Annotated in this window: 27 protein-coding genes; 25 read left to right on the plus strand and 2 right to left on the minus strand. The window is 70.0% G+C overall.

What is annotated here, in order from left to right; genetic code table 11:
* The first annotated feature begins 3 nt into the window (after positions 1-3).
* The 18 genes from AB0E24_RS33920 to AB0E24_RS34005 all read left to right on the plus strand — a co-directional run bounded on the left by AB0E24_RS33920 (position 4) and on the right by AB0E24_RS34005 (position 14,468).
* The gene (locus AB0E24_RS33920; RefSeq protein ID WP_093701757.1) at positions 4-222 is read left to right on the plus strand and encodes an MbtH family protein; all 219 of its coding nucleotides are present in this window, start codon (positions 4-6) and stop codon (positions 220-222) included.
* A 99-nt stretch (positions 223-321) separates the two neighbouring features.
* Positions 322-579 (plus strand): acyl carrier protein, encoded by a 258-nt coding sequence (locus AB0E24_RS33925; protein ID WP_069868154.1) that lies wholly within the window; start codon positions 322-324, stop codon positions 577-579.
* 57 nt (positions 580-636) lie between these two features.
* The gene (locus AB0E24_RS33930; protein WP_359148562.1) at positions 637-1,164 is read left to right on the plus strand and encodes a DUF3995 domain-containing protein; all 528 of its coding nucleotides are present in this window, start codon (positions 637-639) and stop codon (positions 1,162-1,164) included.
* Positions 1,164-2,168 (plus strand): 2,3-diaminopropionate biosynthesis protein SbnA, encoded by a 1,005-nt coding sequence (gene sbnA / locus AB0E24_RS33935; protein ID WP_174883734.1) that lies wholly within the window; start codon positions 1,164-1,166, stop codon positions 2,166-2,168. The genes AB0E24_RS33930 and sbnA overlap by 1 nt, the downstream gene beginning before the upstream one ends.
* A 1-nt stretch (position 2,169) precedes the next feature.
* Positions 2,170-3,177, plus strand: coding sequence for a 2,3-diaminopropionate biosynthesis protein SbnB (sbnB, locus tag AB0E24_RS33940; protein WP_359382838.1), 1,008 nt, complete (start codon positions 2,170-2,172; stop codon positions 3,175-3,177).
* Positions 3,178-3,283: 106 nt separating this feature from the next.
* The gene (fabG, locus tag AB0E24_RS33945) at positions 3,284-4,024 is read left to right on the plus strand and encodes a 3-oxoacyl-[acyl-carrier-protein] reductase (RefSeq protein WP_069868150.1); all 741 of its coding nucleotides are present in this window, start codon (positions 3,284-3,286) and stop codon (positions 4,022-4,024) included.
* A complete protein-coding gene (locus AB0E24_RS33950) occupies positions 4,021-4,455 on the plus strand; it encodes a 3-hydroxyacyl-ACP dehydratase FabZ family protein (RefSeq protein WP_359382841.1) in 435 nt (144 codons plus the stop codon). Before fabG ends, AB0E24_RS33950 begins: the two co-directional genes overlap by 4 nt.
* A complete protein-coding gene (locus AB0E24_RS33955; RefSeq protein WP_359382844.1) occupies positions 4,442-4,924 on the plus strand; it encodes a 3-hydroxyacyl-ACP dehydratase FabZ family protein in 483 nt (160 codons plus the stop codon). The genes AB0E24_RS33950 and AB0E24_RS33955 overlap by 14 nt, the downstream gene beginning before the upstream one ends.
* Positions 4,925-5,065: 141 nt before the next feature.
* Positions 5,066-6,274: a beta-ketoacyl-[acyl-carrier-protein] synthase family protein gene (locus AB0E24_RS33960; protein WP_359382847.1), complete on the plus strand. Its 1,209-nt coding sequence runs from the start codon at positions 5,066-5,068 to the stop codon at positions 6,272-6,274.
* On the plus strand, positions 6,271-7,449 hold the full coding sequence (locus tag AB0E24_RS33965) for a beta-ketoacyl synthase N-terminal-like domain-containing protein (protein WP_359382850.1): 1,179 nt from the start codon (positions 6,271-6,273) through the stop codon (positions 7,447-7,449). Before AB0E24_RS33960 ends, AB0E24_RS33965 begins: the two co-directional genes overlap by 4 nt.
* A complete protein-coding gene (locus tag AB0E24_RS33970; RefSeq protein ID WP_359382853.1) occupies positions 7,430-8,560 on the plus strand; it encodes a beta-ketoacyl synthase N-terminal-like domain-containing protein in 1,131 nt (376 codons plus the stop codon). The genes AB0E24_RS33965 and AB0E24_RS33970 overlap by 20 nt, the downstream gene beginning before the upstream one ends.
* A complete protein-coding gene (locus tag AB0E24_RS33975) occupies positions 8,557-9,534 on the plus strand; it encodes a beta-ketoacyl synthase N-terminal-like domain-containing protein (protein WP_359382856.1) in 978 nt (325 codons plus the stop codon). The genes AB0E24_RS33970 and AB0E24_RS33975 overlap by 4 nt, the downstream gene beginning before the upstream one ends.
* Before the next feature lies 1 nt (position 9,535).
* The gene (locus AB0E24_RS33980; protein ID WP_359382859.1) at positions 9,536-10,438 is read left to right on the plus strand and encodes an alpha/beta fold hydrolase; all 903 of its coding nucleotides are present in this window, start codon (positions 9,536-9,538) and stop codon (positions 10,436-10,438) included.
* A 2-nt stretch (positions 10,439-10,440) separates the two neighbouring features.
* Positions 10,441-11,394, plus strand: a complete 954-nt coding sequence (locus AB0E24_RS33985; RefSeq protein WP_359382862.1) for a thioesterase family protein — start codon at positions 10,441-10,443, stop codon at positions 11,392-11,394.
* On the plus strand, positions 11,391-12,116 hold the full coding sequence (locus tag AB0E24_RS33990) for a DsbA family protein (RefSeq protein WP_283881265.1): 726 nt from the start codon (positions 11,391-11,393) through the stop codon (positions 12,114-12,116). The genes AB0E24_RS33985 and AB0E24_RS33990 overlap by 4 nt, the downstream gene beginning before the upstream one ends.
* Positions 12,117-12,134: 18 nt before the next feature.
* Positions 12,135-12,611 (plus strand): cobalamin B12-binding domain-containing protein, encoded by a 477-nt coding sequence (locus tag AB0E24_RS33995; protein ID WP_102936000.1) that lies wholly within the window; start codon positions 12,135-12,137, stop codon positions 12,609-12,611.
* Complete coding sequence (locus AB0E24_RS34000) at positions 12,608-13,945, plus strand: methylaspartate mutase (RefSeq protein ID WP_359382867.1); 1,338 nt, start codon at positions 12,608-12,610, stop codon at positions 13,943-13,945. The genes AB0E24_RS33995 and AB0E24_RS34000 overlap by 4 nt, the downstream gene beginning before the upstream one ends.
* Positions 13,899-14,468 (plus strand): hypothetical protein, encoded by a 570-nt coding sequence (locus tag AB0E24_RS34005; RefSeq protein ID WP_359382870.1) that lies wholly within the window; start codon positions 13,899-13,901, stop codon positions 14,466-14,468. The genes AB0E24_RS34000 and AB0E24_RS34005 overlap by 47 nt, the downstream gene beginning before the upstream one ends.
* Before the next feature lie 40 nt (positions 14,469-14,508).
* Here the strand turns inward: AB0E24_RS34005 and AB0E24_RS34010 are convergent, their stop codons facing one another.
* The gene (locus AB0E24_RS34010; RefSeq protein WP_250853748.1) at positions 14,509-15,015 is read right to left on the minus strand and encodes a DinB family protein; all 507 of its coding nucleotides are present in this window, start codon (positions 15,013-15,015) and stop codon (positions 14,509-14,511) included.
* 139 nt (positions 15,016-15,154) lie between these two features.
* Positions 15,155-15,919 carry an SDR family oxidoreductase gene (locus AB0E24_RS34015; protein ID WP_359382873.1) on the minus strand — a complete coding sequence of 255 codons (765 nt, stop codon included), beginning with the start codon at positions 15,917-15,919 and terminating at the stop codon, positions 15,155-15,157.
* 127 nt (positions 15,920-16,046) lie between these two features.
* Here AB0E24_RS34015 and AB0E24_RS34020 point away from each other — a divergent pair, with 127 nt between their 5' ends.
* From AB0E24_RS34020 to AB0E24_RS34050, 7 genes are all read left to right on the plus strand, one after another.
* Positions 16,047-16,385, plus strand: a complete 339-nt coding sequence (locus tag AB0E24_RS34020) for a winged helix-turn-helix transcriptional regulator (protein WP_069868136.1) — start codon at positions 16,047-16,049, stop codon at positions 16,383-16,385.
* Between the two features lie 288 nt (positions 16,386-16,673).
* Positions 16,674-17,390, plus strand: a complete 717-nt coding sequence (locus AB0E24_RS34025) for a GntR family transcriptional regulator (protein WP_093701613.1) — start codon at positions 16,674-16,676, stop codon at positions 17,388-17,390.
* Positions 17,391-17,848: 458 nt separating this feature from the next.
* Complete coding sequence (locus tag AB0E24_RS34030; protein WP_359382877.1) at positions 17,849-18,991, plus strand: ABC transporter substrate-binding protein; 1,143 nt, start codon at positions 17,849-17,851, stop codon at positions 18,989-18,991.
* Positions 18,988-19,875: a carbohydrate ABC transporter permease gene (locus tag AB0E24_RS34035; RefSeq protein ID WP_359382880.1), complete on the plus strand. Its 888-nt coding sequence runs from the start codon at positions 18,988-18,990 to the stop codon at positions 19,873-19,875. Before AB0E24_RS34030 ends, AB0E24_RS34035 begins: the two co-directional genes overlap by 4 nt.
* Entirely contained in the window at positions 19,872-20,708 is an 837-nt protein-coding gene (locus tag AB0E24_RS34040) for a carbohydrate ABC transporter permease (RefSeq protein WP_069868132.1), read from the plus strand. Before AB0E24_RS34035 ends, AB0E24_RS34040 begins: the two co-directional genes overlap by 4 nt.
* Entirely contained in the window at positions 20,705-22,105 is a 1,401-nt protein-coding gene (locus AB0E24_RS34045; protein ID WP_099016480.1) for an NtaA/DmoA family FMN-dependent monooxygenase, read from the plus strand. Before AB0E24_RS34040 ends, AB0E24_RS34045 begins: the two co-directional genes overlap by 4 nt.
* Positions 22,102-23,337, plus strand: coding sequence for an acyl-CoA dehydrogenase family protein (locus AB0E24_RS34050; RefSeq protein WP_359382883.1), 1,236 nt, complete (start codon positions 22,102-22,104; stop codon positions 23,335-23,337). The genes AB0E24_RS34045 and AB0E24_RS34050 overlap by 4 nt, the downstream gene beginning before the upstream one ends.
* Positions 23,338-23,353 lie beyond the last annotated feature (16 nt).

The raw sequence follows: 23,353 nt of genomic DNA on the forward strand, positions 1-23,353 counted from the left end.
GAGATGAGCAACCCCTTCGACGACGCCGACGCCAGGTATCTGGTGCTGGTCAACGACGAGGGCCAGTACTCCCTGTGGCCGGTCTTCGCCGAGGTCCCGGCCGGCTGGACGGCTGTCCACGGCCCCGACGGGCGGCAGGCGTGCCTGGATCACATCAACGAGAACTGGACCGACATGCGCCCGAAGAGCCTGGTCGAGGCCATGGACTCGGCCACCTCCTGACCGCCCGCGAACCACCCCCCTCGCACCACAGAGAACACCCACCCGAGAAACACGCCCGCAAGAACACCCACCCGAGAAACACACCCGAAGGAGCACACCATGTCCGAAGCGCGTGAGCAGCACCTGGACGAGCTGCGCGAGATCGTCGCCGAGGTGCTCGAGGTCGAGCCGGAGGAGATCACCGAGACCGGTTCGTTCGCGGAGGAGCACGAGGCGGACTCGCTGCGGGCGATCGAGATCCTCGCCCGGATCGAGAAGAAGTACAAGATCGACATCCCGCAGTCCGAGCTGCCCCAGATGGAGAACCTCAAGGCGGTCTACGACGTCGTGGCCCAGCAGGCCGGCTGGCAGGACTGACCCCTTCGCACACCACGGCGACGACGACGTCACGAGGGAAGAAAGCGGACCACCGACATGAACGCTCCAACAGCCCGGGACACCGGGGGACGGCAGATGGCCTGGGCCGGGTACACGGCCGCGGTACTGGCCGTCGTCTTCGGCCTGTTCAGCTTCTACTGGGCGGCCGGGGGCACCTTCGGCCTCGACACCCTGGGCGGCGCGATCCAGCGGATGGCCGAACGCCGCGACTCCGGCTTCATCGCGGTCGTCTGGATCACCGGCGCGCTCAAGGTGGCGGGCGGTCTGTTCTCGTTGTCGCTCGTCCGGCCGTGGGGCCGCGTCGTCCCCCGCCCGCTGATGCTTCTCGCGGGCTGGGGCGGCGCGGCGCTGCTGACCGTCTACGGCGCTTTGCAGGTCGGCAGCCTGTCGCTCGTGGCGTTCGGCGTGCTCACCCCGTCCGACCCCGTCGAGTGGAAGCCGCTGCTGTGGCGCCTGTTCGTCTGGGACATGTCGTTCCTGGTGTGGGGAATCCTGATCTTCCTCGCCACCCGGACCTATGTCATGAACCATCCGCGGCGCCCGGAAAGGCGCGGAGGAAATTGATGTACGACAGCGCGCAGGACCTGGTCTTCGACCGTGTCTTCCTGCGAATCGACGGACTCGTCCCCGAGATCCGGCTCCTGCTCAAGATCGAGGGTTTCAATCCGGCCGGTTCGATCAAACTGAAGACCGCCATCGGACTCGTCGAGGACGCCGAGCGGTGGAATCTGCTCAGACCCGGCGGCCACATCATCGAATCGTCCTCGGGCAACCTGGGAGTGGCGCTCGCCTCCGTGTGCGCCGCCAGGGGATACCGCTTCACCTGTGTCACCGACCCGAACACCTCGCCCCAGAACGCGGCCCTGATCCGGGCCTTCGGGGCGACGGTGGTGGTCGTCGACACGAAGGACGCCAACGGCGGATATCTACAGTCCAGGATCGACTACATCCACGACCGGCTGCGGGAGGACCCCTCCCTGTTCTGGCCGAACCAGTACGCCAATGAGGCCAACCCCCGCATCCACCGGGACCGCACCGCCGCCGCCATCCTCGACGAGGTCCCCGAGGTCGACCACCTGTTCATCGGCGCCGGTACCACCGGCACCCTGATGGGTTGCGCGGCCCACTTCCGCGAACGTTCCCCGCACACCCGGATCGTCGCGGTGGACACCGCCGGATCCGTCACCTTCGGCTTCCCGCCCGGCAAGCGGCATCTCCCGGGACTCGGCACCAGCCGCAAGCCCGAACTGTGCGACCCCAGGCTCGTCGACGACATCGTCATCGTCCCCGAGGCCGAGGCGGTCCGTATGTGCCGCACCATCGCCAGAAGCCGGGGCATCGCCACCGGCGCCTCCACCGGCTCGGTCCTGGCGGCCGTGGTGCGCAGGGGCCCGGAGCTGCCGCCCGGATCCACCGTGGTGGCCATCGCCCCCGACACCGGGGACCGCTATCTCAACACCGTCTACAACGACACCTGGGTCGAGGAACGCTTCGGACACCAGGCCCTGCTCCCGGCGGGCGCGGACGACCATCCGGACGCCGACGGCTCACTGCTCCTGAAAGGCTGACATGTTCGACTTCCACGTCGTCAGCGGCGAAACCGCCCGCCGTGTGATCGGCCGGTCCCGGTCGCACATCGTCGACCAGGTACGGGACACCTATCTCACCCATGACCTGGGTGACTCGGTCAATCCCAACAGCTACTTCCTGCGCTTCCCCGACAAGCCCGACAGCCGCATCATCGCCCTGCCCGCCTATCTGGGCGGTGAACACTCGGTCGCCGGCATCAAATGGATCGCCAGCTTCCCCGCCAATATCGAGCGCTCGGTGCCGCGCGCCTCGGCGGTCCTGCTGCTCAACGACCACGAGACCGGCTATCCGTTCGCCTGTCTCGAAGCCGCCCAGATCAGCGCCGCCCGCACCGCGGCCTCCGCCGTGCTCGCCGCCGAGACGCTGCACGGATCGCGGACCGCCCGGCGGCTGCTGGTGATCGGCGCCGGCATCATCGCCCGCAACATCCTGGAGTTCTTCACCGACCGCGACTGGCAGCTCGACGAGGTGCTGGTGCACGACCGGGACCCGCGCTACGCCGAATCGCTCACCGAGCATGTGGCGGGCGCACTCGGACACCGTGCGCGCGTCGCCCCCGACCGTGACAGGGCGATCGCGGAGGCCGATCTGGTGGTGCTCGCCACCACGGCCGCAGAGCCCCACATCACCCGGCCGGGCACCTTCGCCCCCGGTCAGATCGTCCTCAACATCTCCCTGCGGGACATCGACCCGGAGATCATCGTGGGCGCCCACAACATCCTGGACGACATCGACCACTGCCTCACCGCCAACACCTCGCCGCATCTGGCCGAGCAGAAGTTCGGCCACCGGGAGTTCATCAACGGCACCCTCGCGGATGTGATCCGCGGCCGTCGGAAGCTGGCCACCGACCGGCCCGTCATCTTCTCGCCCTTCGGCCTCGGCGTGCTCGACCTCGCCGTCGGCGCGTTCGTGCACCGGGCCGCCCTGGAGGAGAACGAGGCCACCGCCATCGAGGGGTTCTTCGGCGAGACCACCCGCTGGTGAGCGTCACCCGCTGGTGAGCGCCCCCTGGTGAGCGCGCCCGCTCATGACCCGCCGTCCCGTACCACCCACTGAACCGTATCCGGACCCGACCCACGAGGTAATTCCCATGTCCACACAACGCCGTGCCCTTGTCACCGGGGGATCGCGCGGTATCGGCGCGAGCGTCGCCCTCCGCCTCGCCCAGGACGGAATGGACGTCGCGTTCTGCTACCGCAGCGAGAAGGAGCGCGCCGAGGAGACCGCCGAGCGGATCCGCGAGCTGGGCGTGCGCTGCTTCCACGCACCCTGTGACGTCGCGGACTTCGAGGCCGTGCAGTCCTTCATCAAGGAGGCCGAGGCCGACCTCGGCGCCATCGACACCCTCGTCAACTCGGCCGGTATCGTCCGCGACAACCCCCTCGTGCTGATGCCGGTGGAGGACTGGGACGCCGTCATCGACGCCAGCCTGACCGGTGTCTTCCACTTCTGCCGGTCGATGGCGTTCGGCTTCATGAAGCGCAAGCGGGGCGTCATCGTCAACGTCTCCTCGGTGGCCGGCGTCTACGGCAACAAGGCGCAGACGAACTACTCCGCCGCCAAGGCCGGTATCAACGGCATGAGCAAGGCGCTGGCCAAGGAGCTCGCCCCCTACGGCCTGCGGGTCAATGTCGTCGCCCCTGGATTCATCGAGACCGACATGACCGCGGGCCTCACCGACAAGGTGCGCGCCCAGGCGCTGGAACTGGTCCCCCTGCGCCGCTTCGGTACCCCCGAGGACGTGGCCGAACTGGTGTCGTTCCTGGTGTCCGACCGGGCGGGCTACATCACCGGGCAGATCCTCCAGGTCGACGGGGGCATCGTCCTGTGAGCCGCCGGTTCGCCGCCCCGCTCACCGCCGTCGACACGGTGGACATCGCGGACACCCCGGCCGGCACACGGGTGGAGGCGGTCAAGCGGATCACCGGCGACGAACCGTATCTCGTCGGCCACTACCCGGACTTCACCATCTACCCGGGGGTGTTCACCCTCGAATCCGTCCACCAGGCCATCCGCCACTGGGCCACCGAACGGCACGGCCCCGGTGCGCTCGCCGAACTTGCCACCATCACCTCGATCAGCTTCGCGGCCCCGCTCCTGCCCGGGGACACCCTGCGCATCGGCTGCGAGCTGACCGAACGCGATGACGCACCCGCGACGGTGCGGGCCAAGGTCCGCTGCCACCGCGGCGACGGCGCCCTGTCCGCCCGGATGACCCTCGAACTGCGCATCGACCGGAGGGACGGCGATGACCACGCTTGAACACGCCGAGATCCGGCGCATCCTGCCGCACCGCCACCCCGCTCTGCTCGTGGACCGCGTCCTGGACCTCGAACCCGGGGTGCGCATCGTCGCCACCAAGGCCGTGACCGGCGGCGAGCCCTGCTACGCCGGTCTGGACGAGGACCTCCCCGTCTCCGCCTACGCCTATCCGGCCTCCCTGCTCGTCGAGTCGTTCGGCCAGACCGGCGCCGTGCTGTGGCTGTACTCGGCAGCCACCTCCGGGGAGCGGCGCGAGGGCACCCTCATCTTCGGCTCCGCCCGCGAGGTGACGATCACCGGCAGCGCCTACCCCGGCGATGTGCTGCGTCACACGGTCGAGATCGACCAGCTCATCGGCGACAACGCGTTCATGCGCGGCGAGACCTGGGTGGGCGACCGCCGTATCGCCACCCTCGGCTCGGTCCTCGCCGTCGTACGCGAAGGGCTCGCCGCCGGCACCGGCTCATGAACCCTCCGCACGCTCCCCAGGCCCAGGTTTGTGCCCGCCACCCCCGTCCCCGCCAGATTCAGGAGAAATCCCATGTCCGAAGTGCGTCAGAACGGTCCACGACGTCGTGGCCACCCAGGTCGGCCGGCAGGACCGATCGGCATGAACCGACGGGTCGTCATCACCGGGCTCGGCCCGGTCTCCAGCATCGGCACCGGCGTCACGGCGTTCGGCCGGGCCCTGCGCGCCGGCACCAGTGGCATCTCCGCCATCTCCAGCTTCGACTCCTCCGGCTTCCCGCACTACATGGCCGGTGAGGTCCCCGACTTCGACCCCAAGGCGCTGCTGCGCACCCTCTCCACCGCCGAGTGGGGCCGCACCAGCCTGTTCGCCGCCGCGGCGGCGCGGCTGGCCGTCGCGGACGCCGGAATCGACGAGAAGGTGCTCGCGGGCGCCGCCGCCGGCTCCAGTATCGGCACCACCAGCGGTGAGTCCCAGGTCATCGAGGCGCTCACCGCCGAATGGGTGCACACCGGACTGGCCGAGGTCACCCCCGCGTACGCCGCCCAGGTCCCGGCCTCCCGGCTGGCCACCGCCGTCAACCAGGAACTCGGCCTCACCGGCGAGGCCGTGACCCTGTCCACCGCCTGCTCGGCCAGCAACTACGCACTCGGCTACGCCTACGACCAGATCGTCACCGGCGACGCCGACTACATGATCGCCGGTGGCGCGGACTCGGTGTGCCGCTGGGCGCACGCCGGTTTCTACCGGCTCGGCGCGCTCACCGAGAAGGTCTGCTCACCCTTCGACAAGGACCGCTCCGGCATCCTCACCGGCGAGGGCGGGGCCGCCCTCTTCCTGGAGACCCTGGAGTCCGCCACCGGACGCGGCGCCCACATCTACGCCGAGGTGCTCGGCTACGGCCTCAACTGCGACGCCAACCACATGGTCGCCCCCGACCCGGTGAGCATCGCCGAGTGCATGCGCCGGGCCCACCACAACGCCGGTATCGCGCCCGGCGACGTCGACTACATCTGCGCCCACGGCACCGGCACCCCGGCCAACGACGCCATGGAGGCCCAGGCCGTGGTCGAGGTCTTCGGCACCCGGCCCCCGCCGATCAGCTCCATCAAATCCATGCTCGGCCACACCATGGGCGCGGCCAGCGGATTCGGCGCCATCGCCGCCTCACTCGCCATCGACACCGGCTTCCTGCCCCCGACCACCAACTACCGCACCCCCGACCCCGCACTGCCCGCCATCGACCCCGTGCCGAACGAGAGCCGCCCGGCACGGCCCGAGGTCGTGCAGAACAACGGCTTCGCCTTCGGCGGCAACAACGCCATCACCATCCTCGGACGGGTCGCATGAACGCCACCGCCACCAGCCCGGACCCCACCGGCCACGGGGACGTCCGCGGAAACACCCTGGCCATCACCGGCTGGGGCGTCGTCACCTCCCTGGCCATCGGCGCCGAGGAGTTCACCACCGCCATCGGCGAGGGCCGCAGCGGGCTGCGCGACGTCACCGGCATGTTCGACGAAGAGCTGCCCGAGAACCAGGCGTTCGCCATGCCCGACTTCACGGTGCGCGACCACCTCGGCCGCAAGGGCACCAGCTTCTTCGACCGCAGCACCTCCCTCGGACTGCTCGGCTGCACCCTCGCCCTGGACGACACCGACCTGACCGTCACCGACGACAACCGCGACCGGTTCGGCATCGTCCTGGGCACCACCGCCGGCAGCATCAAGGCCACCAGCGACTACAGCCGCGAAACCCTGGAGGGCGACCGGCCGTTCCTGGTCAACCCGGTGCTGTTCCCCAACACGGTGATGAACTGCGCCGCCGGCCAGTCCGCGATCTGGCTGGGGCTCAAGGGCGTCAACGCCACCGTCGCGGGCGGTCGGCTCGCCGGGCTGAGCGCCCTGCGCTACGCCCGCAACCAGATCCGCCGCGGCTACGCGGACGCCCTGCTCGTCGGCTCCGTCGAGGAGTTCAGCCCGCACACCGCCTGGTTCAGCCACCGCCAGCACTCCGCCGAGGAAGACCGGGTCACGGTCGGCGAGGGCTCCGCCGTCTTCGTCGTGGAGAACGCGGAGGCGGTGCGCGCCCAGGGACGCACCCCCGACGCCGAGGTGCTGGCCGTCGAGGTCGGCACCTACGGCGCCCCCGGCCGGGAGCCCGACGCCGGAGCCGGACTCGCCGACCGCATCGGCCGCGCCCTGCGCCGCGCCGGAGTGGAACCGTCCCAGGTGCGGGCGGTCGCCACCGGCGAGAGCGGAATCGCCCGCCTGGACGGCATCGAGCGCCGTGGCATCGAGAGCGCGCTCGGCGCCGACGTGTGGCGGGTGCGGGCCAAGGAGTGGGTCGGCGAGTGCCAGAGCGCCTCCGGTTCGCTTCAGATCGCCGCCCTGCTGGCCGGTCACCGCGGCCACCCGGAGCTGGACGGCGCGGTGTCCGTGGTCACCTCGGTCTCTCCCGACGGCGGTGTCGGCGCGGCCGTACTGAGGGGGTGGCACCGTGCACGTGGCGATCACCGGAGCTGATCTGCTCACCTGCCACGGCGGCACCGACTCCACCTTCGCCGCCCTGGCGAAGGGCGTCGACGGCAGCCAGAACCTGAGGTTCTACGACACCGACCGCATCAACGTCACCCGCGGCTATCACGTCGAGGACTCCACCGACGCCGAGTCCGAACCGCCGCTGCGGGCCGGGCGCTGGCTCGCCCGCTGCGTCCTCGGCGCCGTCCGCCAGGCCGGGGTGGACCCGGCCGCCGAGCGGGTGTCCGTCATCGTCGGCACCGGACTGCGCGAACTGCGGGCCATGGAGCGCTGGGCCCTGGACGGGATCCCGGTGCGCCGCCGGGATCTGCACTTCACCACCGCGGTGCGCGAGGTGCTGCCGGAGGTCACCGAGGTGATCACGGTGTCCAACGCCTGCTCCGCGTCCGGCCATGCCCTCGCGCTCGCCCAGGACCTGCTCGCGGCGGGCGAGGCCGACGCGGTCGTGGCGGCGGGCTGCGACGCGATGAGCGAATCCATGCTCACCATGATCGGCCGGGTGGCCGACGCCCCCACACCCGCGCTCCGGCCCTTCCAGGAGGGCCGCGCCGGTGTGCTGCTGGGCGAGGGCGCGGTGGCGGTGGTCCTGCGGCGCGCCGCCGACGCCGGGCCCGGCGCGCTCGCCACCGTCCTCGCCACCGGGCTCTCCTGCGACGCCCACCACGAGACCGCCCCGGACGTGGACGGGATCGTCGCGGCCATGCGGGACGCCCACCGCCGCGCCGAGGTCACCCCGCACGACATCGGCCTGGTCCTCGCCCATGGCACCGGCACCGCGCTCAACGACCCGACCGAATCCGCCGCTCTGGACGCGGTCTTCGCCGGTGCCGCCCCGGGCCCGCTGGTGACCGGCATCAAGGGCGCCATCGGGCACACCTCCGGCAGCGCGGCGCTGATGAGCCTGCTCGTCGCCGCCTGGGCGATGCGCTCCGGTTCGGTGCCCGCCACGGCGGGGCTCGCCGAGCCGATCGAGGCGGCCGCCGGACTGCGGCTGGTCATCGGCGACCCCGCGCCCTGCGACGCCCGGGTGGCCCAGGTCAATGCCTTCGGATTCGGCGGAGTCAACGCCGTCAGCGTGATCGGGGTGGACCGATGACCATGAACCCCGACGGGGTGACCGTCACCGCACACGCCCTCCATGTGCCCGACCCGATCGGCGGCTCCGTGGCGACCGCGGCGGGGGACCTCTTCTCCTCCGTGGCCCCGGAACCGGCCTGCCGCCCGGACCGGGCGCACACCGTACTGGGCCGCAAGGGGTTGCTGTTCAAGGAGGACGCGACCCGGCTGGCGCTGTGCGCGGTCCACCGTGCCTTCGGACTGCCCCCGGGCAAGCTCACCGAACCGCTCCCCGGAGCGGAACACACCGCCGTCGTCGTCAGCTCCAACGTCGGCAACGCCCGGACCGTCCGCGACATCGTGGCCGGGATGCGGGCCGGCTCCGCCCACGACGTCTCCCCGCTGAACGGCCCCAACGCCTCCAGCAATGTGATCGCCAGTACCCTCGCCATCCGCTACGGCTTCACCGGGCCCAATCTGATGGTGTGCTCCGGCGCCACCTCCGGCCTGGACGCCGTCCGGCTGGGCGCCCTGCTGCTGCGCGGCGAGCGCGCCCGCCGGGTCGTGGTGGTCGGGGCCGAACCCGATGACGAGGTGGCCCGCGGGCTGGCCGCCCTCCGCCCGGCCGTGCCCGGCACCACGCTGCCGGTCCCGCTCCGGGCGGCCGCCGCCTGCGTCGTACTGGAGCACGACGGGTCCGGGCCGCGGCTGGGGAACGTACGCCGCCACATCCGGCCGGACGACATCGCCGACGACCTCGCGCCGCCCGCCGCGCTCCGGCTCACCGCCCCCGGGGCCCCGGGAGCCGGCGGCGGCATCGACCTCACCGCGCATCTGGGGGAGGTCTACGGAGCGCTCGGCGTGGTCCAACTGGCCGTGGCCGCCGCCTGGTTGGGCTCCGGGCAGCCGTCCGGACCGGGCGGGGCGCTGATCACCTGCGGCGACGGCGAGGACGGCTACGCCTCGGTGCGGCTCGACCCGGCGGACGTCCCCGCCCTCGCGGGGGGAGGCTGACATGGCGGAGCCGAACGGGCCGCGCCCGGGACCGCCGCCCGACCGGTGGACAGCGGTGGCCGAGGCCCGCGGGGCGCGGGAGCGGCTGGCCGTGCTGGGGACGCCGTCCCCGGCACCGCACCCCGCCCTCCCCGTGGCGGCCCTGGTGCACGGTCTCGAAGGCGGGTGGGCCGGATGGCAGCCGCTGGCCGGAGAGCTGGCGGGCCGTTGCCGGATCTACGCGCTCGACCTGCCGTGGCGCGCGGGCAACCGCTACCGCTGGCGGCACCACGGCACCCCCGCGCACTGGCTGCGCGAGGCGCTCGCCCTGGTGCCCGAGCCCGTCGACGTCCTGATCGGCCACTCCTTCGGCGCCAACGCGGTCCTGGAGCACCTGGCCGACCGGGACGGCGCGCCCCGGCCGTGTGCCGCGGTGCTGCTCGCCCCGTTCTACCGCCCCGAAGCCCTCCGGGTGGACTGGCCCCTGTACGACGCGGCGCTGGCGGGCTTCCGGCAGATCATCGCCGACGGCGTACGCGTCGGACTGGGGAGGCGGGCCGGGGACCTGGACCCCGAGGTGCTGGCCGCCATGGCCGACACCACGGTCGAGCGGATCGGCCCGGTCGGATTCCTCAGCCTGTTCCTCCAGTTCACCGGCACCACCGAACTGGACCTGGGCGCCGTCACCGTGCCCACCCTCGTCCTGGCCGGACACGGCGACGCCTCGCTGTCCGAGGACCGCGCGGCGGCCCTGGCCGCCGCCATGCCCGCGGCGACCGTCCGCAGACGCCCCGGCTACACCCACTTCTGCCATGCGGAGCAGCCCGGGGACGTCGGCGCGGACATCGCCCGCTTCCTGGACGGCCTCGCCGCCCTCCCGGCGACCACCCCCCTCGCCACGACCCTTCTCACCGCAGAGGAATGACCATGACGGAGCTGCTGGACGGCACCCTCACCACCCCCGTGGGCAGGCCCCGCTACGAGGGCGCCAACATCCGCACCTGGATCGGCTTCAAGCACTTCATGTATCTGACGGAGGAGGCGGTCCTCCAGTACTTCCGCGAGCGCGGGGTGGGCGCGGAGACGCTCCACCACACCTACGGCCTCGGCCTGGAGATCGTCGACCACTCGGTCAGCCTGCCCGCCACACTCGGCATCGACGACGAGGTGACCGCCGTCGTGGAGCCGGGCAAGCCCAAGCCCGGCCACGGCGCCCCGTTCAAGGTCCGGCTGACCGTCGAGCGGGACGGCGCGACCGTCACCGTTCTCACCGGCAGGGTCCGGGTCGCCCTGGTCACCCTGAAGGACGCCCCCGCCGGCGTCCAGCCCGTCCCGGCCCATCTGGAGCCCTACACCGTCCCCGAGGTGGCCGCCCTCGCCGACGTGGCGGACCACGAGCCCAGGACCGTCGCCGAGAGTGACCTGCCCGCCGTCCTCGCCCCGGCCGATTCAGGCGCCTTCCTGTGGTCCTGGCGAATCCCGTACTTCTACTGCCACTTCTCCGACCGGCTCCAGCACTCCGGCTACGTCCGGGCCATGGAGGAGGTCGTGGACCGCTTCCTGGCGGACCGCGGCATCTCCATCCGCACCATGCTCGTCGAACGCGGCTGGATCCCAGTGGTGTCCCGGGCCCGGGTGCACATGCTCGCCGACGCCCTCATGGAAGAGACCCTGCACACCGTGTTCACCGTCCAGGAGATCGTCAAGGACGTGATGTACACCGCCACCTTCGACACCTATGTCCACCGCGACGGACGGCTGGTGCACACCGCCACCGGGACCATCATGCACGGCTACGCCGTCAGCCGCGGCGAACTGGCCGGCACCCTCGCCGAGTTCGACGACACGACCCGCGCAGCGCTGCTGGGGGACCCCCGATGAAGCGACCGCCCCGCCTGTACTTCAACCTGCGCTCCCCGTTCAGCTGGATGGGGCTCAAGCGGCTCGAGGAGCGCTTCCCGCAGGCCCCCGAGGTCATCGAGTACTACCCGTACTGGGATCCGGACGAGAAGACCCGGGCCGCGCTGGAGGAGCGCGACTCCGGCTTCCACTACACCCAGATGAGCAAGGCCAAGCACCTCTACATCCTCCAGGACACCAAGCGGCTCTCCACCCGCTTCGGATACACCATGTCCTGGCCGGTGGACATCGACCCGTGGTGGGAGGTGCCGCATCTGGCCTGGCTGAAGGCGCGCCACCTCGGCCGTGAGCGCGAGTTCTACACGGCGGTGACGGCGGCCCGCTGGGAACGTGGCGAGAACATCTGCGACGCCGCGGTGCTGCACCGGGTGGCCGAGGCGGCCGGGTTCGACGGCGATGCGATGGTGGCCGCCGTCCACGACCCCGCACTGCGCGCCGAAGGCGTGGACGCCCTCGCCGCCGCCTACGACGACGATGTGTTCGGCATCCCGTACTTCAAGGTCGGACGCCACCGCTTCTGGGGCCTGGACCGGGTCGACGGCTTCCTCGACGAGCTGATCCCGGCCCTGCGGAAGGCCGGGGTGGACGTGGCCGATCCTGAGTTCGCGGACGACGAGGTGCCGGCCGCGCTGCGGGAGCGGGTGGGCGCCTACGACTCCGACTCCGCCGGCGGCTGCGGCTGAGGCCAGGAGAGAGATCCCATGCTCATGAACCCCGTCAACGCGGCCGTCGCCCCACGCGGCCGCACCATATTGCTCAGCAGTGTGTCCTCGGACTCCCACACCTGGAACCTCGTCTTCCTTCAGCTGCTGCTGGAGGAGACGGGCCACCGTGTCATCAACCTCGGCGCGTGTGTGGCGGACGAACTGCTGGTCCAGGAGTGCTCCGCGATCCGTCCCGACCTGGTGGTGATCAGTACGGTCAATGGCCATGGGCAGGTGGACGGCCTGCGGCTGATCCGCAAGCTCCGGTCCGAGCCGCGGACCCGGGACACCCCGGTGGTGATCGGCGGCAAGCTGGGCATCACCGGGGGCGCCGAGGCGGACGACAGGGCGCGGCGGCTCGTCTCGGCGGGCTTCAGCGCCGTGTTCCAGGACGACGCAGAACCGACCGAGATCGGCCGGTTCCTGGCCTCCCTGGACCACCCCGCCCCCCGCCACCCGGTCGCCACCTCATGAGCACATCCGGCTCCTTCGCCGGACTCGCCGCCCGCCGGCGCTCGGCGGGGCCGCTGGTCCAGCCCCGGATGGGCTTCAGCGGCCCACGGCGGATGCGCGCGGGGCTGGAGGCCGTCCGGCGGGCGCGGGCGGCCACCGTCGGCACCCTCACCCTGGACAGCTATACGCGGGTGAAGGACTACGCCTCGGCCGAGCGCGCCCTGGCCGATGGCTTTCCGCTCAACGGCTATCCGCTGGTCACCCATGGCCCGGACACCACCCGTGCCGTGCTCGACGGCATTCAGGGCCCCGACTTCCCGGTCCAGGTCAGACACGGTTCCGCGCTGCCGGACGACATCATCGCCGCCCTGGTCGCGGCCGGGCTTGATGCCACCGAGGGCGGGCCCGTCTCGTACTGCCTGCCCTACAGCCGGGTGCCGCTGCGCGAGGCCACCGTGAGCTGGGCACGCTCCTGCGAGCGGTTCGCGGAGCTGCGGGACCGGGGCGTCGAGCCCCATCTGGAGAGCTTCGGCGGGTGCATGATGGGCCAGATGTGTCCGCCCGGACTGCTCATCGCCATCACCGTGCTCGAAGGGCTCTTCTTCCACCGGCACGGGCTGCGCAGCATCTCGCTCAGCTACGCCCAGCAGACCGACAGCCGGCAGGACGAGGAGGCGGTGGCCGCGCTGCGGTCGCTGGCCACCGCGTTCCTGCCGGACGACACCGACTGGCACATCGTGGTGTACGCGTACATGGGCAAGTATCCGCGTACCCATGGCGGTGCCCTGCTCGTGCTGCGCGCGGCCGCCGAACTCGCCGTCCGCACGGGCGCCACCCGGCTCATCGTCAAGACACCGGCCGAGTCGTACCGCATCCCCACCATCGAGGAGAACGTCGAGGCGCTGGAGTTCGCGGGCGCCGCCGCGGCGGCCGAAGCCACTCGGACACCCCCGGACGCGGCTCCGGCCCCGGCCCCGGACACCGGTATCGCCGCGGAGGCCCGGCAGCTCATCGAGGCCGTACTCGGCCTCCACCCGGACATCGGTCAGGCCCTGGTGCGCGCCTTCGCCAAGGGCTATCTCGATGTGCCGTACTGCCTGCACTCCGACAACCACGGACGCTCCCGCGGCTATATCGACGAGGCGGGGCGGCTGCGCTGGGCATCCGTCGGCTCGATGCCCATCCGGGGTATCACCGGTGGGACACGCGAACACACCGTCGGCAGCGCGGAGTTGCTGTCGGCGTTGTCATACGTGGAACGCACACACGATCTGCTGGCCCTGCGGAGCCAGGACACGAGGACAAGCGATGAACTGGACGCTGGAACGACTGCTGCCGACCTTCGACAAGCGTGAACACCACAGCCGCCGGATCGACGCCCCGCCGGAGCGGGTCTGGCACGAACTCATGGACCTGCGGGTCGGCGAACTCGCCGTGACCCTCGGCCTGATGCGGGTGCGCGGTGGCCCCAAGACCTGGGTCAACGGCGTTGACACCGGCGCCCACCAGGGCATGGACCTACGGGTCCTGGAGTCGATGGCCCCCCGGGAGATGGCCGCGGACCCGCCCCGGGAGGTGGTGCTCGGCGATATCGCCCGCTACACCGCGCTGCGCCCCGTACGCCCGGACGTCGAACGAGGCGATCCGGAGGCGTTCGCACACTTCGACGAAGCGGGCTGGTCGAAGGTGGTGATGAACTTCCGGCTCACTCCCGAGGGATACGGCACCCTGCTGTCCACCGAGACCCGGGTCCTGAACACCGACCCCGCCACCCGCCGCGCCTTCGCCCTGTACTGGGGCTTCATGCGCGCGGGCAGCGGCATGATCCGCCATGACCTCCTGCGGGCCATCGCGAAGAAGGTGGCCACCGTGGGCTGAGGCGTGTCCGTGAAGTCGTGGATCATTTACTGGACAGCGCTTACTCGCCGACGGCTCCGTCTATCGCTTCGCGCAGTAGGTCGGCGTGGCCGTTGTGCCGCGCATACTCCTCGATCATGTGGGTGAGGACGTAGCGGAGCGAGATGGACACGCCTCCGCAGTTGACGGTGTCGTCGAGGGAAGCGAAGGAAGAAGCGACCGCGCGGGCACGGACGCACTCCTCGCGCCAGACCTCGAACGCCTCGTCCACATCGGCGTCCTCGACGTGGAACTCGGCGGCCGCGCCGTCGACCTGGCCGGGCCACAGCGACTTGATGTCCTCGGCGTTCAGGGCGAAGCGGAACCAGCTTCGCTCGATGGAGGCCGCGTGGCGTACCAGGCCCAAAAGTGTGAGCCGTGAGGTCGGGATCGCCCTCTGTTTCAGCTGCTCGCCGGTCAGCCCCCGGCACTTCATGGCCAGGGTGGCCCGCTGGTAGTCGAGGAACGAGGTGAGCGACGCACGGTCGTCGGCCACCTTCGAGGGGGGTGTGCGTTGGTCATCGGTCACCGAACGATGATGGCAAGGACACCCTCCCGCGGGCCACCCCCGCATGTGAAAAGCCCGGATACCAACGCCCGGATACCAATGCCCGGCTACCCCGCCGCTGCCCAGGCCCGGAGGGGCCGTTCGATCCTGGCGTGAGTGCTCAGCTGGACGGGCCGCCGACGAGGACCGACCAGCCGCCGTCGATCCGCAGGGTCGTGCCGGTGGCCGCGCGGAGCGCGGGGTCGGCGGCCAGCGCCACCGCGGCGGCGACGTCTTCGGGCTCGAGCACCCGGCCCAGCACGGACTCTCGGGCGAGGACGGCGCCGCGCTCGCCGGCCAGGACTTCGGCGGTGGCCGGTGTCCGGACTGCCCCGGGGGCGACGACGAGCACGCTGACGCCGTCGCGCGCGCTCTCCGCGGCGACGTGGCGGGCGAAGGTGGCCAGCGCGGATTTCGCCGTGCCATGCGCGAGTCGGCCTTCGCCGACATAGTCCGCGGCGGTGCTGCCGATGTAGATGATCCGGCCCGCACCCTGCGCCCGCATCGGTTCCAGGACCCGCTTGGTGAGGTGGAAGGCACCGGCCAGCTCACCGGTGACCTTGGACGCGAAGGCCGTCCACGACAGGTCGGCCAGCGCGGCGAACGGCGGCGGGGCGGTGTTGGCGTTGACGACGACCGTGTCGATCCGACCGTGGGTGGCGAGGATCCCGGTCACCATCTGATCGACGGCGAGCGGGTCGGTGACGTCGGCCCTGGCACTCGACGCGTTGCCACCGGTGGCCTCGATGTCACGCACGATATCGGCCGCGTCGGCGGCACCGGTGCGGTAGTTGACGATCACGTGGTGCCCGCGCGTTCCGAATTGCCGCGCGATGGCCGCCCCCAGGCCACGGGCGGCTCCGGTGACGAGTGTGGTCGATGGCACGTTTCCTCCTCGGTCGTGAGCAGGTCACTAACCTAGGGAGAGCGCAGGTGCGGCGGAAGGCGCTCACCACGCGGTGCGGTGCTCACCTGGTGGTGAGCGCGCAGTCCAAGAGCCCGGGAGAGATGTGATGGGTGATGTGTTCCACAAGGACTGCCCGGCGCGCGAGGTGTTGGGGCACCTCGCCGGCCGGTGGACGATCCTGGTCCTCACAGCACTGCTGGCCGAACCGCGCCGCTATCACGAGCTACGCATGGTGGTCGAGGGAATCAGCGACAAGAGCCTCGCGGCCACACTCCGGTCGCTCCAGCAGGACGGCCTGGTGCACCGCCAGGTCGGCACGGGACAGCCGCCATCGGTGACGTATTCGGTCACCGAGCTGGGCCGCGGCGCGGCGGCGGCACTGGACCCGCTGCTGCAATGGATCCGTGCCAACGCGGCGGAGATCACGGCACGCCACGAGAAGTGACCGAACCATCGGCCACCACCGAAACTCTCTTGACCCGCATCCGCCCGGAACCCATCGCTCGACCCAATTCATCATATCCATGAATGAGTAAGCTCGAGAAAACTGAAACATAGTGTTCATAATGCGCGGCGTGAGGTCGTCGATAACCCTGTATCCGCATGCGCTGAGACCATTGCCATATCTGCTGGATAACTGACTCACGACACCAGTCGACGTGTAGGCTCAATGTCTTGGTAGCTGGGAAAACAGGTTACCCGGATCGACCATCGAGCAAGAGCGGAGGCCCCAATGCCCGTCACTCAGCGTATCTACGGAGCATTGCGTTCGGGCATACGAGACGGCCGACTGCCTTCCGGCTCGCGGTTGGACGAGGGCAACCTCGGCCGTATGCTTTCCGCTCCGCGTGATGCCGTCCGCGCCGCGCTGCAACGGCTACGAGACGACCATCTGGTCGAACGAGCGCCGCGCCGCGGCACGGTGGTGATGCGCGGCCCGAGCCGTGTGGACGTCGGACAGCTGTTCCATGTGCGCAACCTTGACTCCACGACGGTCGTGCTGGAGATCACCACCTGCCCCACTCCGCCCGGACTGTTCGACGCGGGACCCCTCGCGACCGAGGCGGTGGTGGTCGAGCGTCTGTTGGGTCATGGCGACTCGCTCTGCTTCGAGATCACTTTCTCCCGAGTCATCGACAGTGGACTGCACGCCAGGCTGTCTGCGATGTATTCACAGGACCGCCAGCGCTGGCAGGCCAGCCAACCCCTCGGAGAGTACTTCACTGAGGCTTACGGAGCCGCGCTCGGCAATGTGGCCATCACGGCCGAAGTGGTCGAGAGTGACCGTCAATTGGCCACGCTCATTCACATCGACGCCGGGAAGCCGGTATTCCGTTTCGAGCGACGCCTATCCGACTCTGCCGGTACACTTGTCGAAGTGTCGCATGCGTACTTCCCGGCAAGTGCGAACTTCCTTGAATTCACCGAGGTCGCTCATCGCGTCAGCTGATCTCGGCCCCGCTTGATCTGGCCCGAACGCCTTCCGTTGCTCCGGGAGCCAGCCAGTACGCCCTTCTTGTGGATCGGTGCGAGCTTGGAATCGGCACCGCGCATTACCGCGTAATCACCACCGCACCCCAGTGTTCTCAAGGAATCTTGTCGGCGGACTGGCGCGCATTCCAGACTGTGAAACCGTCTACGAGAAGTGCCTGGTCAGGGGCTACGATCCTGCCTGGACTCCACGGTCCGCTATCCCTGGGAGGCTTGATGTCGGATTGGCTGTCAAGGGGCGTTTCTCGCGCGGTGGCAATGGTCGTCGTCACGGGATGTATCGCATCCGTTTCCGGCTGTGCGAGCGATTCCCGGGGCTCCTCGTCCAAGGCCGCGCTGCCGTCCCTTTCCGAGCTGGGAAATCCGGACCGGAAGGTGACAGTGACATGGCTGGACGCAGCCAATACAAATGTGAACGTGGGCTCGGTCATCAAGAAGTTCGAGGCTGAATACCCGAACATCGAGATCAAGTACGAGCCGGTTCCGTACGCCGACTTCGAAACGGTGCTGCCTTCTCGTTTGAAGTCGGGAAAGATCGATGTCATCACTGTCGACCAGCAGCTGACGGCCCGCTACGTGGCGGCCGACTACCTGTCCGACATCACCTCCGTGTTCAAGAGCGAGTTCGACGCCCTGGACGATGCGTCCCTCGCCGGCTCGACGATCAAGGGAAAGCTCTACAACGCGCCGGAGCAGTCGGACACTTCATTCCTCTTCTACAACAAGGAACTCCTCAAAAGGGCGGGTGTCTCGGTGCCGTCGTCCGCCCCCTCGAAGCCCACGACGTGGGAGCGGATCACCTCGGATGCCAAGAAGGCTCAGAAGGCCGGGGCGGAGCACGGCATCACCTGGGAGCGCATCGCCAACTGGTACTACCAGTGGATCCTTCCGCAGGGACTCGGTGGGGGATACGGAGCCGACGGCTCGGGCAACCTGACCCCGAGGCTGGACAGCGCGGCGGCGGTGAAGGCGTTGAGGTGGTACGCCGGCCTCTACAAGGACAAGGTCAGCCCGCAAGGCGACGCCAACAGCGTCTACACGAGCCTGTTCGCCTCCGGGAAGTCGGCGTTCCACATCGGCGGCGACTGGGACATCGCCGAGCTGAACAAGAACAAGGATTTGGACTACGGCATCGCGCCGATGCCCAGGTTCACCGACGGCGAGCCCGTCTCGAACGCCGGTGGAGTGGGCCTGGGTCTCTACATGGGGTCGAAGAACAAGAACGCGGCCCTGACGTTCATCAACGCGATGGTGTTCAAGGGTTCCGGAGCGGCCGCGTACAACCCCGAGACCAGCTCGCCGCCGGCCAACGACGAAGGCAAGAAGCTGTACTGGGAGCAGAAGGCGTTCCAGGACCCGCGTGCGGCCGACGCCCGGAGGATCGTGAACCACCAGCTGTCCCACGGTATCGCCAAGGAGCGGGTGTCCACCGTCGGCTGGAACGAGTTGAGCGCGGCGCTGTCCTCGGCGCTGCTGTCCATCACCAACGGTGAGGACGTGGAGAAGTCCCTGAAGTCGGCGCAGTCGACAGCGGACGCGGCACTGGAGAAGTACAGGTGAGCGGTCGTACGTACGGAGTACGGCGCGGGGCCCGGGCCGGTGTGCTGCTGGCTTTCACCGGTCCGGCCCTGGCCGTGCTGGTCCTCACCAGGCTCGCTCCCGAGGCCCTTTCGCTGTTCGCGTCCCTCGAGAAGGTCGATCCGTTCGATGACGGCTCGCGGACGTTCGCGGGGTGGGACAACTTCCGGCAGCTGTTCACAAGCCCCGCGTTCTGGCAAGTGCTCGGGGTGACGGTGTGGTTCGTGGTCCTGGCGAGCCCCGTCATCGTGGTGGGGTCGCTCTACCTGGCCTGGATCTACACCAGAACGATGCCGATGCGGGGGCTCTGGCGCACGGTGGCGTTCCTGCCCAGCGCCATTCCCAGCCTGGGGCTGACCGTGATGTGGGGAGTGGCGCTGAAACCCACCGGGGTGGTGAACAGGGCCCTCGAAGGGCTCGGTCTGCCCGCTCAGGGCTTCTACAGCTCCGCGGCACAGGCCCTGCCGACCATCGCATTGATCACTGCCTGGGGCGGCGTCGGCTACTGGATGGTCTTCCTCATCGCCGGCCTCCTGGACATCCCGCGTGAGATTCTCGACGCCGCGCGGATGGACGGGGCATCGGCGTGGCAGGAGTTCTTTTCCGTGGTTGTGCCTCTGCTGCGCCGGCCTCTGTTGTTCGTTCTGGTCGCCAACACGGTCTGGGTGTTCCAGATCTACGCCCCGATCCAGGTGCTCACGAGCGGCGGCCCCTCGGGGGCGACGTCGACCCTGATGTTCGACACCGTCCGCACCGCGACGGTCTACTCCAACCAGCAGCAGGCAATGGCCCAGATGGTGGTCCTGCTGGTGCTGCTGGGCGCCACGGTCGCCGCGCAGTTCGCCCTGCTCGGGGAGCGGGAATGACGGCCCGGGCGCAGAGACGGGTACGGCGACTCGGCCTGACCGCACTCGGCGCGCTCAGCGGGCTCGTCTTCCTCGTCCCGATCTGGTGGCTCGTCGTCGCGGCGTTCCGGGACCCGACGGAGGCGCTCAGCAGCACGTCGGTCCTCGACACGCTGATCCCCCGGTCCTTCTCGCTGGACGGTTTCCGGTCGGCGGTCGAGGACGGCTACCTCCGCGCCGTGGGCATCTCGCTCGCGGCGGCGGTCGGCACGGTCGTGGGCGGGCTGGTCGTATCGTCCCTCGCCGCGTACGGATTCGTCGCGGTGCGGACCCGGCTGTCCAAGGTGCTGTTCGCGGTGGTCGTCGCCAGCTTCCTGCTGCCGTTCGAGACGCTGTCGGTCCCGCTGGTGTCGGTCTTCTCCGACCTGGGCCTGTCCGATGGGCTGCCCGCGCTGATCCTGCCGGCGCTCGGCAACGGGCTGGCGGTGTTCAACCTGCGCCAGGCATTCCTGAACGTCCCGCTCGAGCTGGCCGAGGCGCAGTACATGGACGGCGCCGGACACCTACGCCGGTTCTGGCACCTGTATCTCCCGCTGAGCCGCCCCGCACTGATCGGTTCGGGAATGATCCTCTTCGTGTCGCAGTGGGACTCCTATCTGTGGCCCCTCCTGATCATCTCCGACAGCGACAACGTCACGGCGAGCGTGGCGATCGCCTCGAACTTCGGGCCCCTGTCGTCCAACACGCAGCAGGCGTTCGCCGAGGTTCTCGTCCTCATCGTCATTCCGGCGATCCTGCTGCTGTTCACCCAGCGCCGGCTCATCGCCTCGTCCTCGACCAGCGGTATTCGATGACATCCAAGGAGCACACCATTCCGGGACGTGACCGCCCCCTGATCTTCAACGCATTCGAGATGACCGGCGTCGGCTACTACGCGCACGGCACTTGGACCCACCCCCGCAGCCGACGGGAAGGCTTCACCGACCTCGCGTTCTGGCTGGAGCGCGCCCGCCAGTTCGAGGAGGGCCTGTTCGACGCGGTGTTCTTCGCGGACGTGCTCGGGGTCTACGACGTCTATCGGCAGTCCGCCGACCCCGCGATCCGCAACGCCGTCGACTTCCCCCTGCTGGACCCGGTGACCGTCATCCCGGCCATGGCCGCCGTGACCCGGCACCTCGGGTTCGCGGTCACCGTCTCGACCACGTACGAGCATCCGTATCCCCACGCGCGCCGATTCGCGAGTCTCGACCACCTCACCGGTGGCCGTATCGGCTGGAACGTCGTGACGTCCTACCTGCCGAACGCCGCCCGCAACTTCGGTCTCTCCGAGATGCCGGGGCACACGGCGCGCTACGCCCGCGCTGAGGAGTTCCTGGAGGTCTCCTACAAGCTCTGGGAGGGCAGCTGGCTCGACGACGCGGTGCTCTACGACAAGGAGAACACCGTCTACGCCGACCCGGCGAAGGTCCGGCGGATCGACCACCATGGGCAGCTGTTCGATGTGCAGGGACCCTCGCTGGTACCGCCGTCGCCGCAGCGCACCCCGGTGATCTACCAGGCCGGGGCCTCCGAGCGGGGACGTGCCTTCGCCGGCCGCCATGCCGAGGCCGTCTTCGTCAACGGCACCAACCCCGACGCCCTGGCCGCGGCGATCACCACGATCCGTGACGCGGCCGCGGCCGCGGGGCGCCGTCGCGACGACCTGAGGGTGGTCACCGACCTGTCGGTGGTCATCGGCCGGACCGAGGAGGAGGCGCGGCACAAGGCGGACCTGGTGCGGCGTTCCCAGTCGGTCGAAGGCGCCCTGGCCGGGTTCGGCGGTGCCAGCGGCATCGACCTTTCCACCGCCTCCGGGCAGGAGCGGCTCAGTCCCGCGCCGGGCGAACACTCCCAGTCCGAGGCCGCGCGGTTCACCCGGGAGAAGCCGGCTCCCGACAGGGTGGAGGACGTCGTCCGCCGGCTGACCGACCTCAGTCCGTACTCGGAGACCCTGGTCGGCACACCCGCACAGATCGCCGACGGCATCAGCCGGATCGCGGAGACGACCGGAGTCGACGGCTTCAACCTGCATGAGTTCGTCACCCCTGACGACTTCACCGAGTTCATCGAATCCGTCGTCCCGATCCTGCAACGGCGGGGCCTGTACCGCACCGCGTACGAGCCCGGCAGCCACCGCCACCGTCTGCTCGGCGCCGGCGACCGGGTGGCCGCCACCCATCCCGCCGCGGCTTTCCGGGAGGTTCCGGCATGAGTTCCGCACCCGTACCCGCACCCGCACCCGTACCCGTACCCGTACCCGTACCCGCACCCGTCCTGGCATCGGCCTCCGAGGCCGTCCGGGCAGCTCACAGCCTCGCCGCCGAACTCGCGGCGGATGCCTCGGCGCGAGACCGGGAGGGAGGCTTCCCGTACCGGGCGGCACAGTTGCTGTCGAGGTCGGGGCTGCTCGGCATCCGCGTTCCCGCCGAGTACGGAGGCGCGGGCGTGGACCAGCGAACCGTCGCCGAAGTCTTCCGCATCCTCGCGGCCGCGGACGGCGCCCTGGCACAGATTCCGCAGAGCCACTTCGCCTTCGTCGACGCGCTCCTCGTCGCCGGCGCGGAGGAACTGCGGCGTGAGGTGTTCGGCGCGGTGCTCGCCGGCGCCCGGGTCGGGAATGCCGCCAGCGAGCGGGGCGGCAGGACCGCCGCCGACTTCCGTACCCGGGTCCTCGAAACCGCGGACGGTCTGCGGCTTCAGGGCACCAAGCACTACGCCACCGGGGCGCTCGGCGCCGAGTGGATCGCCGTCTACGCCCTTCTCGACGACGAACTCGCCATAGTCTTCGTGCCCGGCGACACTCCTGGTGTACGTCTGCTGGACGACTGGACCGGCATGGGACAGCGCGCCACCGGAAGCGGCACCGCCCGGTTCGACGACGTACCCGTGGCCGCCCACCGAGTGATCAGACCGTGGGCCCAGCCCGCGGCGCGCCGTGGCTGGTGGCTCGCCGGACGGCTCGCGCACACCGCCATCGACGTCGGCATCGCGGAGAATGCCCTCGCCGACGGGCTCGCCTATCTGGCCGCACGGGCGCGGGTCTCCCCAGGACTGCCCTTCGACACCCCTGGCGACGATCCGCTGGTCCAGCACGGCGTCGGCGTAGCCGCCACCCGCGCCCGTGCGGCACGGCTGCTGCTGGCCGACGCGGCCCGCGCCATCGACCTGGCCTGGGCCGGCGATGACGACGCGGACGTCCGTGACGCGCGCCTCGTCCTCGACCAGGCGAAGGCGTTCGCCGCGGACGTCGCGGTCCAGGTGTCGAGTGAACTGTTCACCTGGACCGGCACCAGCGCCACCGACGACCGGCACAATCTGCACCGGCACTGGCGCAACGCCCGCACCCACACCCTGCACGACCCGAACGGCTGGAAGTACGCATCCGCCGGTGCGGCACTCGTGCGGCAGACCCACGAGAACATCGCAGCGAGCGACATCAGCTGACCATGTCGCCCCGGTC

The organism is Streptomyces malaysiensis subsp. malaysiensis (genome assembly GCF_040653035.1).
In the GTDB taxonomy this organism is placed as follows: domain Bacteria; phylum Actinomycetota; class Actinomycetes; order Streptomycetales; family Streptomycetaceae; genus Streptomyces; species Streptomyces malaysiensis.

Coding starts and splice junctions, on each gene's coding strand:
- AB0E24_RS33920 (WP_093701757.1), top strand. CDS start 4: ATGAGCAACCCCTTCGACGACGCCGACGCCAGGTATCTGGTGCTGGTC.
- AB0E24_RS33925 (WP_069868154.1), top strand. CDS start 322: ATGTCCGAAGCGCGTGAGCAGCACCTGGACGAGCTGCGCGAGATCGTC.
- AB0E24_RS33930 (WP_359148562.1), top strand. CDS start 637: ATGAACGCTCCAACAGCCCGGGACACCGGGGGACGGCAGATGGCCTGG.
- sbnA (WP_174883734.1), top strand. CDS start 1,164: ATGTACGACAGCGCGCAGGACCTGGTCTTCGACCGTGTCTTCCTGCGA.
- sbnB (WP_359382838.1), top strand. CDS start 2,170: ATGTTCGACTTCCACGTCGTCAGCGGCGAAACCGCCCGCCGTGTGATC.
- fabG (WP_069868150.1), top strand. CDS start 3,284: ATGTCCACACAACGCCGTGCCCTTGTCACCGGGGGATCGCGCGGTATC.
- AB0E24_RS33955 (WP_359382844.1), top strand. CDS start 4,442: ATGACCACGCTTGAACACGCCGAGATCCGGCGCATCCTGCCGCACCGC.
- AB0E24_RS33960 (WP_359382847.1), top strand. CDS start 5,066: ATGAACCGACGGGTCGTCATCACCGGGCTCGGCCCGGTCTCCAGCATC.
- AB0E24_RS33965 (WP_359382850.1), top strand. CDS start 6,271: ATGAACGCCACCGCCACCAGCCCGGACCCCACCGGCCACGGGGACGTC.
- AB0E24_RS33975 (WP_359382856.1), top strand. CDS start 8,557: ATGACCATGAACCCCGACGGGGTGACCGTCACCGCACACGCCCTCCAT.
- AB0E24_RS33980 (WP_359382859.1), top strand. CDS start 9,536: ATGGCGGAGCCGAACGGGCCGCGCCCGGGACCGCCGCCCGACCGGTGG.
- AB0E24_RS33985 (WP_359382862.1), top strand. CDS start 10,441: ATGACGGAGCTGCTGGACGGCACCCTCACCACCCCCGTGGGCAGGCCC.
- AB0E24_RS33990 (WP_283881265.1), top strand. CDS start 11,391: ATGAAGCGACCGCCCCGCCTGTACTTCAACCTGCGCTCCCCGTTCAGC.
- AB0E24_RS33995 (WP_102936000.1), top strand. CDS start 12,135: ATGCTCATGAACCCCGTCAACGCGGCCGTCGCCCCACGCGGCCGCACC.
- AB0E24_RS34000 (WP_359382867.1), top strand. CDS start 12,608: ATGAGCACATCCGGCTCCTTCGCCGGACTCGCCGCCCGCCGGCGCTCG.
- AB0E24_RS34005 (WP_359382870.1), top strand. CDS start 13,899: ATGAACTGGACGCTGGAACGACTGCTGCCGACCTTCGACAAGCGTGAA.
- AB0E24_RS34020 (WP_069868136.1), top strand. CDS start 16,047: ATGGGTGATGTGTTCCACAAGGACTGCCCGGCGCGCGAGGTGTTGGGG.
- AB0E24_RS34025 (WP_093701613.1), top strand. CDS start 16,674: ATGCCCGTCACTCAGCGTATCTACGGAGCATTGCGTTCGGGCATACGA.
- AB0E24_RS34040 (WP_069868132.1), top strand. CDS start 19,872: ATGACGGCCCGGGCGCAGAGACGGGTACGGCGACTCGGCCTGACCGCA.
- AB0E24_RS34045 (WP_099016480.1), top strand. CDS start 20,705: ATGACATCCAAGGAGCACACCATTCCGGGACGTGACCGCCCCCTGATC.
- AB0E24_RS34050 (WP_359382883.1), top strand. CDS start 22,102: ATGAGTTCCGCACCCGTACCCGCACCCGCACCCGTACCCGTACCCGTA.